This window comes from Chroococcidiopsis thermalis PCC 7203 (genome assembly GCF_000317125.1).
Classification (GTDB): Bacteria; Cyanobacteriota; Cyanobacteriia; order Cyanobacteriales; family Chroococcidiopsidaceae; genus Chroococcidiopsis; species Chroococcidiopsis thermalis.
Genome location: NC_019695.1, coordinates 5,255,518 through 5,269,161, shown reverse-complemented (window position 1 = coordinate 5,269,161; position 13,644 = coordinate 5,255,518). Strand labels below are relative to the sequence as shown.

Sequence of the window (13,644 nt, the reverse complement as noted above, 5' to 3'; positions counted from 1 at the left end):
TTGGTATTTCAGGAATTTTTGCCTAAACTATTCTCTCTACTATTTTTGAGTTATGCAAGAGCAACTTATTGAAACCTCGGAAAATCTAGATTTAGATTTTTCAAAATTATGGATAATTTTAAAACGCCGTTGGCTACCTGGTACGGGCGTGTTTACTGCCATTCTGGGTTTAGCAATTATAGCTGTCTGCTTGCAGAAACCCGTTTATGAAGCGACGGGGAAACTGATCGTTAAGAAAAACGATCAAACGGCTGCTCTCACAGGTTTGGGGCAGGGAATCGGAGACTTAGAAGGTTTAAATCTTCAAAGTAATCCTGTCAATACAGAAATTGAGGTAGTACGTTCCATTCCTCTCTTACAAAAAACTATAGCTGCACTAAATCTCAAAGACGATCGCACAAGTGAACCACTTAAGCCAGCAGATATTATTGGCAAGCTAAAGTTGAAAAATATTGGTGGCACTGATGTGATGCAAGTGACGTATAAAAGCATCAGTCCTGATGAAGCTGCTGCCGTCGTCAATAAATTGATGAACGTTTATTTAGAAAACAATATTCAAACTAATCGAGTTACGGCAACAGCAGCCGGAGATTTTATTGCTAAGCAAATTCCTGATGTTGAAGCCCGCGTGCGTCGAGCCGAAAGCGCTCTGCGTCGCTTTAAAGAACAGAATCACCTAATTGCATTAGAAGTAGAGGCACAAGGTGCAGTCACGGTTATCCAAACTTTAGAAGGACAAATTGCCCAGGTTCGAGCAGAATTGGCAAATGCTAATACTAAGCTGGCAAAACTGCGCCAACAAGTCGGTATGGATACAGATACTAGCTTGAACCTCAACGCGCTCAATCAGGCTCGCGGCGTGCAAAGAGTTTTAACAGAATATCAAAAAACCGAAGCCGAACTAGCACAACTGCGGACGCGCTATGCCGAAACCTATCCAGGAATTTCCAATCTCAAGCAAAAGAGAACAGCTCTCAAAGCCTTACTCAGCCAACGGATCTCCCAGGCTGTAGGAAAGACGCGAACCCTAGCTGATGGTAAGTTACAAATCGGTGAAAGCAAACAGAAACTAACTGAGGCATATATTCAGCTAGAAGTAGAGCGTCTGGGTTTAGCAAGTCGTTTAGCTTCTTTATCGGGTGAATACAACCTCTATAAACAAAGAGCTAACATTCTGCCCAAATTAGAACAGCAACAACGGGAACTCGAAAGACAACTCAAAGCGGCTCAATCGACATACGAAATTCTGCTGCAAAAGCTGCAAGAGGTGAGAGTAGCAGAGAATCAAAATATGGGTAACGCTCGGATTATTGAATCTGCATTAGCTCCCGAAAAAGCTTTGTTGTTCAAACCGATGATAATTTTGGCAGCAGGTATATTGTTGAGCGTAGTGTTGTCAAGCGGTACGGTTGCAGTCTTAGAAATTAAGGATACATCGGTCAAAACTCTGAAGGAAGCAAGAGAGTTATTTGGCTATACCTTTTTAGGAGCTATTCCTTCTCTGACAAAGAAAGCTGCTGCCGATGGAAAAAATGCGGAGGCAACTACGATCGCCCTCCCAGTCAGAGACACTCCGCGTGCGCCAATTGCGGAAGCTTTCCGGATGCTTCAGGCTAACTTAAAATTTTCCAGTTCGGATAAATTGAAAGTGATTTTAGTCACTAGCTCTGTTCCTGGAGAAGGTAAATCTACGGTTTCTGCTAATTTAGGAGCGGCGATCGCTCAACTGGGAAACAGAGTCTTAATTGTTGATGCAGACATGCGCCGTCCCAGACAACACCACATTTGGGAGAAAGCTAATACAGAAGGATTAAGCGATGCGATCGTCGGTCAAGTAGATTACCAGTCTGCAATTAAAGAAGTTCTGCCTAAATTGCATATTCTCACAGCTGGTGCGACTCCTCCCAACCCCGTAGCACTGCTCGATTCCGTGCAAATAACTTCCTTAATCGATAATTTTGCTAAATCGTTTGATTTTGTAATTATTGATGCTCCTCCAGTTTTAGTAGCTGCTGATGCTCTCATGTTGGGTAAGATAACAGATGGTTTATTGATGGTAGCAAGACCTGGTGTTGTGAGTTCTAATACTGCTACTACTGCTAAAGATTTGTTGCAGTCTTCCGGTCAGAAAGTCTTGGGTTTAGTGGTCAATGGCGTGATTTTGGAAAATGAATCTGATAGTTATTACTACTATGTGAAGGACTATTACATGGAGGAGGATTCCACTAATCGTCAGCGTTCTACTGCTAATCGTAAGGCAGCATCATAACTCAGATTTGTATGTTCAAATCTATTGTGTCAATCCGCGAAAGATTTAGCCCTCAGTTACGTAAAGTTGCGGTAAATACTAGTTGGCTGTTTGCTGACCGTATCCTTCGCATGGGTGTTGGGCTTTTTGTAGGTGTGTGGGTAGCTCGTTATTTGGGAACTCAGCAATTTGGGCTATTAAACTATGCCACTGCTTTCGTAGCTTTGCTAACTCCATTTGCAACTTTAGGTTTGGACAACATAGTAATTCGTGAAATTGTACGTGATTCTTCATATAAGGATGAAATTCTTGGTACTACTTTCTTTCTCAAACTTCTTGGTGGAATTGTATTAGTTGTACTATCAATTTTTAGCATTTCGTTGTTACGTTCAGGAGATCGGCTAACTTCTTGGGTAGTCAGTGTTTTATCAGTTGGAGTAATTTTTCAGGCTTTTGACACCATTGATTTACAATTTCAGGCGCAGGTTCAATCAAAATATACGGTTATTGCTAAGAATCTAGCGTTTATCGTTATCACCCTTGTCAAGTTAACTTTAATTCAAATTAATGCATCTCTAATAGCTTTTGCTTGGGTAGTTTTGCTAGAAAGCGGGTTAGGTGCAATTGGGTTAGCGATCAACTACCGAATGCAAGGATATAGCTTTTGGGCTTGGCGTTGGAGCCTTACCCGTGCGATCGCCTTACTTAAAGAAAGTTGGGCACTGATGCTTTCGGGACTGACGATTATGATTTATATGCGAATCGACCAGATTATGCTGGGACAGATGATCGACGATCGCGCCGTCGGGCTTTACTCAGCAGCTACTCGGATCTCTGAAGTCTGGTATTTCATTCCCACAGCTATCGCCTCTTCTATGTTTCCCACTATTATCGAAGCAAAGGGAATAAGTGAAAGTCTTTACTACCAGCGCATAAAACAGCTATTGCGGCTGATGGTATTTTTATCCACAGCGATCGCAATACCTATGACATTTCTATCGAAAACCTTCGTGGTAGGGTTGTTCGGTCAAGAATATATTGCAGCCAGTTCTATTCTTGCAATCCATATTTGGGCATCTCTATTCGTCTTTATGGGTGTTGCTACTTCTCCTTGGTTTATTACCGAGGGCTTGACAAAGCTTTCCTTGCAAAGAACACTGATTGGTGCGATCGCCAATGTGTTACTGAATTTTCTCTTAATTCCTACTTACTCTGGGAATGGTGCAGCGATCGCTACTGTTATTTCCTATGCTTTTGCTGCCTTTATTGCAAATTTATTTAGTAGAAAAGCAAGAAAAATATTTTTTATTCAATTCCAGGCACTTTTTCTAATTGATTGGAGTAAATGAACATGAAACTCATTCTAAAGAAACTTCTTCCTAACAGACTATGGAGTTACATGCAAAGTATAAAAGAAAAGCTGTTTAATAGTTACGCCACTCAATCATATTCACAAGAAGGTGAAGATATAATTTTGAGAAGAATCTTTGAATGTAAAACTAATGGATTTTATATTGATGTAGGCGCACACCATCCAAAACGATTTTCAAACACTTATTTATTTTATAAAAAAGGTTGGAACGGAATAAATATTGATGCGATGCCAGGTAGTATGGTTCTCTTTAGAAAACTTAGATCGAGAGATATTAATATAGAAGCAGCTATTACTAACGAAAAAAGAGAAATGTCTTTTTTTATGTTTAATGAATCTGCTCTTAATACATTTGATAAAAACTTAGCTACTGAAAGGATTAATCATGGTTGGCAACTTCTTAAAGAGCAAAATATTATTACTATAACTCTCAGGGAATTATTAAAAAATAACTTTGATTTCGATCGAAAAATAGATTTTATGTCTATTGATGTTGAAGGACTAGATTTAGAAGTTCTTCATTCAAACGATTGGCAAACTTTTAGACCAGAATATATTTTGATTGAATGTTTAAATTTCAGCATGAACGCTTTGACAAAAAGTGAAACATATCAATTTCTTGCTCAACAAGGATATGAACTTTTTGCCAAAACATGTAGAACTTTGATATTTAAGGATTCTGGGTTGTAACTATGACTAGTTGGCAATTGAAAACCCCTGTCGCCTTTATCATTTTTAATCGACCTGACACGACTGCAAAAGTTTTTGAGGCAATTCGTGAAGCTAAACCTTCAAAGCTTTTTGTTATTGCTGATGGACCGCGTGCAGATAAACCAGGTGAAGCAGAAAAATGTGCTGCTACCCGTGCAATTATTGAACAAGTCGATTGGAAGTGTGAAGTAATAAAGAATTACTCTGACGTAAATTTAGGATGTGGAATACGTCCAGCTACAGGTATTACTTGGGTATTTGAGCAAGTAGAAGAAGCTATATTTCTTGAGGATGACTGCTTACCTCATCCGAGTTTTTTTACGTTTTGCGAACAAATGTTGAATAGATACAAAGATGACGAGCGGATTATGATGATTAGTGGTACAAACTTTTTAGAAGAATGGAAATTTAATATTCAAGACTATCACTTTTCATACTATGGTGGGATTTGGGGTTGGGCATCTTGGAAAAGAGCTTGGAAATATTACGATCATGAGATCAAACTATGGGGACGGAAGGAAATAAGAGATAGAATTTGTGATGTGCTTTCAAGTGATAAACAATTTAAGGCAAGAGCAAAAATATTTTGGATAACTTATCAAAATAGCTCTTGTTTAAATGCATGGGATTATCAATGGAGTTTTGCTCGTCTAGCTCAGTCTGGTTTGTCGGTTGTTCCTGCGAGAAATTTAATCTCTAATATTGGTTTTGGAGAAAATTCTACTCATACTAAATCTAAAAATTCAAAAATAGCAGAGCTTAAGTTATTAGATTTAAAATACCCTATTAAAATGAATGATTTCACAGCAGTCGATCGAAACTACGATCGAAAATTTTTTAAAAAAGTAATAGAAAATAATTTGCTTGCCAAACTGAAGAAAAAATTTAATATTCTTTAACTATTTTATATTCACAATCAAAGGAAGCTGTATGAAAATGATTTCAATTCTAGATACTAGTATTTGTAGTTCTAATCTTGGCGATCGAATCATTATGGATGCGATTACAAATGTCATGGAAGACATTTTTGATAATATTTTAACTATTCATATTCAAACCCATGATGTAATATCAAAAACTTCCTATCAATATATGAGAGGAAGTGAATTAAAATTATTAGGTGGTACAAATTTATTGTCATCTAATATGAATTGGTATAACCAATGGAAAGTTAGTTTATGGGATTCAATGTTTGTCAAAAATATAATTTTATGTGGTGTAGGTTGGTGGCAATACCAAAACAAACCAAATCTTTACACTCAAATCTTATATAAAAATTTACTAGATAAAAATTACTTACATTCTGTTAGAGATAGTTATACTGAACAGAAATTGAACTCTATTGGCGTAAAAAATGTAATTAATACTTCTTGTCCGACAATGTGGAAATTAACAGAGGAACATTGTCGTAGTATTCCACAAGAGAGAGCAGACTCGGTATTAGTCACTTTTACTGAGTACAATCAACATCCAGATTTCGACTCAAAATTAGTTAACTTACTGGAGAAAGAATACAAGCAGATTTATTTTTGGACACAACAACCAAAAGACTATGAATATATGCGAAGTATTTGTAGTGACAAAGTTATATATCTTCAACCTAGCTTAAAAGGGTTAGATCGGTGTTTGTCTGAAAATAAAGTTGATTACTTGGGTACGCGGTTACATGCAGGAGTCCGAGCTTTGCAACATAAAAAAAGAACGCTAATTCTTTCAGTAGATAATAGAGCTACTGAGATAGCTAAGAATACTAATTTACCTGTCATTGAACGAGATAATTTAATAGCAATAGCTAGTTGGATTAACTCAAAGTACGAAACTAAAATAAAGCTTCCTTTACAAAATATTAATCAATGGAAAAATCAATTTCTCAATACATAAGATAAACAAATGCAACTTCTAAATATTGGCTGTGGCTCTTCTTTTCATCAAGCATGGACAAACATTGATTTAGTGTCCTCCTCACCAAATGTTCAAAGCCACGATATACGCAAAGGCTTGCCTTACCCCAATGGATATTTTGATGCTTGCTATAGTTCACATGTACTGGAGCATCAGAGCCAAAGTGACGCGAAGAGTCTGGTATCCGAATGTTTCCGCGTACTGAAGCCGCATGGTGTCATCAGAATAGTTGTACCCGATCTTGAATCAATAGTAAAAAGCTACCTTTATACCTTAGAGCAAGTTGAGGCTGGAGTTACGGAGGCAGAGGCAGACTATACTTGGATGACTTTAGAGCTTTTGGATCAAATGGTTCGCACTTCTAAAGGTGGAGAAATGATTAATTATTTGAGCAGCCCCAATCTGCAAAATAAACAATTTATTAAGTCTCGAATTGGCTGGGAAGCAGAACAAAATTGGCTTCAACAGGAAGAAAAGACAAATTGGCAAAAGTTGAAGTCAAAAAATTGGTCGTGGTTATTACATAACTTGAGAATTTACTTAGCACGAAATATAGTAACAATAACCGCAGGTAAGGAAGTAAGACTTGCATTTGATGAAGGGTTGATGAGAAATACAGGTGAAATTCATCGCTGGATGTACGATCGTTTTTCGCTAAGACAGCTACTGAGTAAAGTTGGATTTAAAGATGTATTAGTTTGTCGAGCTGACGAAAGCCGAATCCCAGATTTTAATACTTATAGCTTAGATACTATTAAGGGGTTATTGAGAAAACCAGATTCTTTATTTATAGAAGGAATAAAACAATGAAATTTTTATTAATGCTGGGCTGGAATCAGAGAAATTATTCATCATTTAAATGCTGCATTAGATGAAACCTTTAATTCTTAGCACTGCCGATATAAATGGAGGAGCAGCTCGTGCTGCTTATCGCTTGCATCAAGGGTTACAGTCTATTGATGTTTCTTCCCAGATGTTGGTACAAACTAAGACAAGTGATGACGTAACTGTAATTTCTCCAAGAAGCAAAATAGATAAGGGTATTGCTAAACTCAGGTTAACCTTAGATAGATTGCCCTTACTTGCTTATAAGAAATCTGAGCGCGAAATTTATTCACTACAATGGTTACCTGAACGGGTAGCTGCGAAAGTAGCTCAGATCGATCCAGATGTGATTAATCTGCATTGGGTATGTCATGGATTTTTGAATATTGAAACTCTCACTAAATTTACTCAGCCTATTGTTTGGACATTGCACGATATGTGGGCTTTTACGGGAGGATGTCACTATAACCAAGAATGCGATCGCTACATTGACTCCTGTGGTGCTTGTCCGCAACTTTCGAGCAGTAGCAACCATGACTTATCTCATTGGGTTTGGCAACGGAAAGCAAAAGCTTGGAAGAATATTAACTTGACGATTGTTACTCCTAGCAAATGGCTGGCGAAGTGTGTAAGTTCTAGTTCTCTGTTTAAGGATTTAAGAATTGAGGTGATTCCAAATGGTTTAGATACTGACAGATATAAGCCGATGAACAGGCAACTAGCAAGACAACTCCTTGGACTACCTGAAGATAAACTTCTTGTCTTGTTCGGAGCAATGAATGCAACAAGCGATCCAAGGAAGGGTTTTCATCTTCTTCAACAAGCATTGCTGAGCCTGAGTAAATCTGAATGGAAAGAGCAGCTGTCTCTAGTTGTTATGGGTGCAAGCCAGCCTAGTTCACAACTTGATTTTGGGTTTAAGACTCACTACTTAGGTAAATTAAGTGACGATATTTCTCTTGCTTTGATCTACGCAGCAGCAGATGTTTTTGTTGCTCCTTCGATTCAGGATAACTTACCTAACACAGTGATGGAAGCACTTTCTTGTGGAACCCCCTGTGTAGCTTTCAATATTGGAGGTATGCCAGATATGATCGAACATCAGAGAAATGGTTACCTCGCTCAGGCTTATAAAACAGAGGATTTAGCACAAGGAATTGCCTGGGTATTAGTAAATCTTGAGAGACATAGCAAGCTGTGCAAAATTGCCCGTGAAAAAGCAGAGTGCGAATTTACGTCAGCAATCCAAGCACAACGCTATACGTCTATTTTCACTGAAATAAGTCCCTCTTAATAAAGCAAATTTCAGCAATATAATTAGACTCATTTTCTCTATCAAAAAACGATGAAGAATAAAGCAAATTATTTAAAACTTATAAAAAACGTTTTTATTGTATGTTCATTGTGTATGTTCATGGGAATTTCGTTAGAAAAACCAGACCCAAGTACTAGATTATTAGAAGCTTATAATCCCTTTACAAGCTTAATTCACTATTGTATCTACGGATTAGGAGTTCTCCTAGCAAGTCTTAAGTATAAGCAAACATTAAAGTTAGTATTTAAAGATATTTTTTTATGCGTACTTCTTACCCTATCACTTCTTTCTACAATTTGGTCAGCAGTACCTATAAGTACTTTTTTTCATAGTATTTCACTTTTAGCAATAACAATTTTTGGCATTTACCTTGGTACTAGTTATAGCTTAAATGAAGTACTGAAGCTATTTCGCTGGTCGCTTGCAATTATAGCAATTTTAGGCTTAGTATTTGCTCTATTTATGCCAGCTAATGCCTTTTTGCTTGACTTGCGTACCGGGTTGCGTTTTCAAGGCTTATTAAGTCATCCAACAAATTGCGGACGAATAATGGTACTAGGTATAGTTCTATGGTTAATTCATGCGTTGCATACGAAACATTATAGAGCCATCAGCTGGAGCATTGTTGCCATATGTACAGTTTCGTTAGCAATTACAAATACTGTCAGTGCCTATTTATCACTATTGGAGATCTTAATTATTTTGTTATTATTACGAACTCTCAAAACAAAAAACGTTGTTTTAATTTCATTTATTTTATTTTTTATTACTTCAGTAATTACTTTATTAGCTACAAATCATGAAACCGTCCTCGACTTTTTTCGCCGTGATACTACGGGTACTGGGCGGACAATTCTTTGGGGAATGGTTTGGGAAAAAATTATGGAACGTCCAGTATTAGGCTATGGACTGAATGCTTTTTGGACAGGTTTAGATGGTCCTTGTGCTGATATCTGGCAAAGAATCAGATGGCAAGCACCTCATGCCCACAATGGATTATTAGATGTAGGTTTGCAATTGGGCTTACTTGGTATGTTAGCTTTATTAATATCATTAGTGAGAAATATTTTTATAGCCATAGGTGAGTTACAACGGTTTAGTAAGCTTGAATCTATCTTGCCGATAACTCTGATTACTTTTGTAATCATTTCTAACTTAACTGATGTTGGAGTCTTGTCTGCAAGGCAAAGCATTATTTGGTTTTTGTACGTATATCTATCTACTTACTTAAGTAGATGTGTTCTTGTTAAACGTAAAATCTACAAAAAAGATCGAAGAATAGATGAGGCATACACGCAGTTTAACTCTTAACTAGTATGTTGAATTTTTGCTACCAACATCAAGTGAAAATAAATTCTAACTTAGAGGCTAGCTATTTAATGTCTGAGTATGATTTGTTAAAAGCTAAAACTAATTTATCTCTACCCTTGGTTAGTATTATTACGCCATCATACAACCAAGGAAAGTTTATTAGGAAGACGATTGAAAGCGTTCTAACGCAGAATTACGAGAAAATTGAGTATTGGGTAATCGATGGAGGTAGCACAGATGAAACAATATCTATTTTAAAAGAATACGAAAGCGATTCACGTTTTCATTGGATAAGTGAAAGCGATCGCGGTCAGAGTGATGCTATCAACAAAGGACTTGCTAGAATTAAAGGAGAAATTTTTTCTTGGCTTAATTCTGATGATGTTCTAGTTCAGAATGCACTTTTTAAAGTAGTTTCCGCATGGATGGAAGCAGAGCAACCTAGTATTATTTATGGATTAGCCAGATTTATTGATGAATGCGATAACGATCTTGGTCTCTGTCCTCGCCAGTGTCCAGATATGACACTTGAAAAAATTATAGCTTGGAAATATCACTTACCGCAACCAGCTGTCTTTGCTCCAGTAGAGTCCGTTCGTGAAGTTGGAGGAATAGATTTATCACTCCATTATGCAATGGACTTTGACCTATGGATTAAGTTAGCTGAAAAAATACCATTAAAACATATTTCTTATAACTTAGCTCTATTTCGCCTACACTCAGCATCGAAAACATTTACTATCACTACAAGCTTGGTTAATGATATTGCAGAAGTATTAAGTAGAGCTAAGAAAAGAGGAATTTTAGATGATAAGCAAGCACAAAGTTGCGTGAATCTTTTGTCTGCCAAAATGTATATGGAGATAGGAAATTTTTCTAAAGCACTGGTTAAACTTAAGTCCGCAGTAATGATTAATCCCTCTGTTACTTTAGAATCAGCAACTTTATTAGTAAGATGTGTAACTCGTTTTCTCATGGGTGAGAAAAAATGGTTCCAGTTGCGATCTAGTATCATGAAGTTTTTTGAAGCAAGCACGAATTTGAATAATAACTATTGAGTATGACTTTTGCTGTATAACTATCTTTGTATAAGCATATTCAAACGATACGATTATATTTGCCTTAACTCTACATACGTCTGGACTGTAATCGAGAAATTTATCGGAGTATATTAGTGAGAATTGCTATTGATGCTAGGCATATTTCTAAAGGTGGTATTGGAGAATATATCAGAGAAATTTTAAATAGAATAACTCATGAAAAAAATCTAAGTTTTTTGGTTATAGCAATTAACGAGGAAGACTTCAGCACAATTAAAGCTCTTAAACTAGAGGGTGTGAATATAATTAGAGGACCAAAAATGTTCTCTATAAGAGAACAGATATGGTTGGCAAAGTTTTGTCGAACATACAAACCAGATATATTTTTTAGTCCCCATGTAACTTTTCCTATTTTTTCATCTTGTTCAAAAGTTCTCACTGTGCATGACACAATTTGGCTAAATTATCCTCAATATGCTACCTCTCAGTTAGCTCGATTGTACTTCTTAGTCATGCTGAAACTAGCAGCTTGGAAGTGTAAAAGAATTATTTGTATTTCAAAAAGTACTGCATCAGATTTTTCTCATTGGACAGGTGTAAATTCCAATCGAATAGAAATAATTTATAACGGAGTCAACCTAACACGCGAACATCCTAATATATCACAACAACTCGATCTGCCATACTTCGTTTACGTTGGAAATTGGAAACCTTGGAAGCGAGTACCCGATTTGATAGCAGCATTTGAATTAGTAGATGCTGCTTGTGCAAATCAGAAAGTTCGTCCGAAATTGATTCTTGCAGGTAGGCATAACTATAACCATTCAGATGACATAGCTTCTAGAATTCAATCCTCCACCGCAAAAGAATACATTCAGGTGCTTGGTGAATTGAATAGAAGTCAGTTAAATAGTCTTATTGCTGGTTCAATAGCTTTAGTTAATCCATCTGAATACGAAGGGTTCGGGTTAACTCTTGTAGAAGCAATGGCGCTAGGAACTGCTGTCATAGCAGCTAACGGCGGTTCAGTACCGGAAGTTATGGGTAATGCAGGGATTTTAGTTCAACCCAGAGATGTCAATAGTTTAAGCCATGCAATGTTATCGGTGATGAACAATGCAGAATTACGAAATACTTTAACGGAGTGTGGAAAAAATAAAGTAAACGAATTTAGCTGGGAAAAAACTGCACAACTTACATTGAATGTTTTATTAGATGCAGGCAAATGATTAAAGTCTATTAGAGTCATTGAAGTTAACCATTGCTCGCATTCTCAGTACACAATATGGTTATGCTGACAGGCTATCAGTCAAGATAGTGCCTAGTACACGTTTGATTTATTGTTCGTTCAAAAACTTTCATTCTTATAACAATATTGAAAATGAAAATTGCCTTTATTGTTGAGTCATGTCTTACTGGAGTTGGTAGTCATGTCTGCATAATTTGCAATAATTTAGCTAAAAACCACGAGGTTCACTTGCTTTATTCATCTGCAAGAGCGGATGCCTCTTTTCAAAAAGAGTTATTACATTTTAGTAATATTGGTGTACGGCTTCAAGAAATTCAGATGTCACGCAATATCAACTTAGTATCAGACTGGAAAACGATTCAAGCAATTTCAAACTATATGCGTGAAAATGGTCCTTTTGATATTATCCACTGTCATAGTTCAAAAGCAGGAGTGACTGGACGGATCGCCTCAATATTGAATGGCATGAGTCACAAAACACTCTATACTCCCAATGGTTTAGCAACATTATCGACTGAAGCGGTAGGATTTAAAGCATTACTAATATGGCTAGCTGAATTATTGCTAGGTTATTTAGCGTGTCAAAAAGTTATCGCTGTATCTCAGGACGAACAAGCTTATATGTTAAAAACTTTTAAATTCAATTCTAATAAAGTTAAGGTTATAGAAAATGGTATTTCCTTGCCTCGTCCTTCTCATCCTCGTCAGGTGATTCGACAAGAGTTAGGTATTCCTGACGATGCTTTAGTTTTTGGCTTTACAGGTCGATTAACATATCAAAAAAATCCCGAACTTTTACTCAAAGCCTTTCACAATCTCAATCATCCCCAAAGCTATCTTCTATTTGTTGGTACTGGAGAGTTACTAGATAGCCTCAAACAAACAACTAATCCTCGCGTAATTTTTACAGGTGAGAGAACTGACGTTCCAAACTTACTTAATGTTTTTGATGTTTTTGTTTTACCAAGTCGCTATGAAGGACTCTCTCTATCTGCTATGGAGGCGATGGCGGCTTCATTACCAATTATTTGTACTCGAACTTTTGGAGCTTGCGATTTAGTAATTGAAGGAGTCAATGGTTTTATTGTAGAATCAGAAAATGTAACTGAATTAGTGGACGTAATGAGAAAACTAGCTACATCTTCGCCATTACGTCAATCTATGAGTCGAGCATCAAAACTTCGATTTGAGGAAATTTTTTCAGCAGATCGCATGATGCAGTCTTTAAATAAGTTATACACATCTCTTTCTACAATCCAGATCTAGGCATATTAGGAGGAGAGTCAGCCGTCGCTCAGCTCTCAGGTAAACTTACTCTCAGTGCTAGCGATTTTATTATTGCCTAAGTGAGTCTTAACTATTCTAAGGTTAAGCTGAGTGCAAAATAGAGGTGCGTGGTTCGCTGCGCACCTCTATTTTGTATCTTTTCATTCTACATACTTGAATTCACCGAGTTTCTTGATAAATCATTTATCTAAAAGCAAAAATTTTCCGTATATTTGCTGCACTGAAAAATTGGCAGCCGACTTTACTATTAATTTATCACTTATATGGCAATCCTATTTGATTCATGAACGTGGAGTAGGCTTCTAGCCTGCCGTAGGCTAGAAGCCTACTTTACAAATTATTTAGAACTGCTATATACACACTACAAACAACCATCTCAATCAG

General features: G+C 36.8%; 11 protein-coding genes. All 11 read left to right on the top strand.

What is annotated here, in order from left to right:
- Positions 1-52: 52 nt before the first annotated feature.
- The 11 genes from CHRO_RS22900 to CHRO_RS22850 all read left to right on the top strand — a co-directional run bounded on the left by CHRO_RS22900 (position 53) and on the right by CHRO_RS22850 (position 13,239).
- The gene (locus tag CHRO_RS22900) at positions 53-2,269 is read left to right on the top strand and encodes a GumC family protein (RefSeq protein WP_015156611.1); all 2,217 of its coding nucleotides are present in this window, start codon (positions 53-55) and stop codon (positions 2,267-2,269) included.
- Positions 2,270-2,280: 11 nt separating this feature from the next.
- A complete protein-coding gene (locus CHRO_RS22895) occupies positions 2,281-3,597 on the top strand; it encodes a flippase (protein ID WP_015156610.1) in 1,317 nt (438 codons plus the stop codon).
- A 2-nt stretch (positions 3,598-3,599) separates the two neighbouring features.
- Positions 3,600-4,310, top strand: a complete 711-nt coding sequence (locus tag CHRO_RS22890; protein WP_015156609.1) for an FkbM family methyltransferase — start codon at positions 3,600-3,602, stop codon at positions 4,308-4,310.
- 2 nt (positions 4,311-4,312) lie between these two features.
- On the top strand, positions 4,313-5,230 hold the full coding sequence (locus CHRO_RS22885; protein WP_015156608.1) for a hypothetical protein: 918 nt from the start codon (positions 4,313-4,315) through the stop codon (positions 5,228-5,230).
- Positions 5,231-5,261: 31 nt separating this feature from the next.
- Positions 5,262-6,212 (top strand): polysaccharide pyruvyl transferase family protein, encoded by a 951-nt coding sequence (locus CHRO_RS22880; RefSeq protein ID WP_015156607.1) that lies wholly within the window; start codon positions 5,262-5,264, stop codon positions 6,210-6,212.
- Positions 6,213-6,221: 9 nt separating this feature from the next.
- Entirely contained in the window at positions 6,222-7,043 is an 822-nt protein-coding gene (locus CHRO_RS22875; RefSeq protein ID WP_015156606.1) for a class I SAM-dependent methyltransferase, read from the top strand.
- A gap of 61 nt (positions 7,044-7,104) precedes the next feature.
- Complete coding sequence (locus tag CHRO_RS22870) at positions 7,105-8,352, top strand: glycosyltransferase family 4 protein (RefSeq protein WP_015156605.1); 1,248 nt, start codon at positions 7,105-7,107, stop codon at positions 8,350-8,352.
- Between the two features lie 51 nt (positions 8,353-8,403).
- Positions 8,404-9,684, top strand: coding sequence for an O-antigen ligase family protein (locus CHRO_RS22865; RefSeq protein ID WP_015156604.1), 1,281 nt, complete (start codon positions 8,404-8,406; stop codon positions 9,682-9,684).
- A 32-nt stretch (positions 9,685-9,716) separates the two neighbouring features.
- Positions 9,717-10,742, top strand: coding sequence for a glycosyltransferase family 2 protein (locus tag CHRO_RS22860; protein WP_181824224.1), 1,026 nt, complete (start codon positions 9,717-9,719; stop codon positions 10,740-10,742).
- 116 nt (positions 10,743-10,858) lie between these two features.
- Positions 10,859-11,953, top strand: a complete 1,095-nt coding sequence (locus CHRO_RS22855) for a glycosyltransferase family 4 protein (protein ID WP_015156602.1) — start codon at positions 10,859-10,861, stop codon at positions 11,951-11,953.
- A gap of 152 nt (positions 11,954-12,105) precedes the next feature.
- Positions 12,106-13,239: a glycosyltransferase family 4 protein gene (locus CHRO_RS22850; RefSeq protein WP_015156601.1), complete on the top strand. Its 1,134-nt coding sequence runs from the start codon at positions 12,106-12,108 to the stop codon at positions 13,237-13,239.
- Positions 13,240-13,644: the final 405 nt, after the last annotated feature.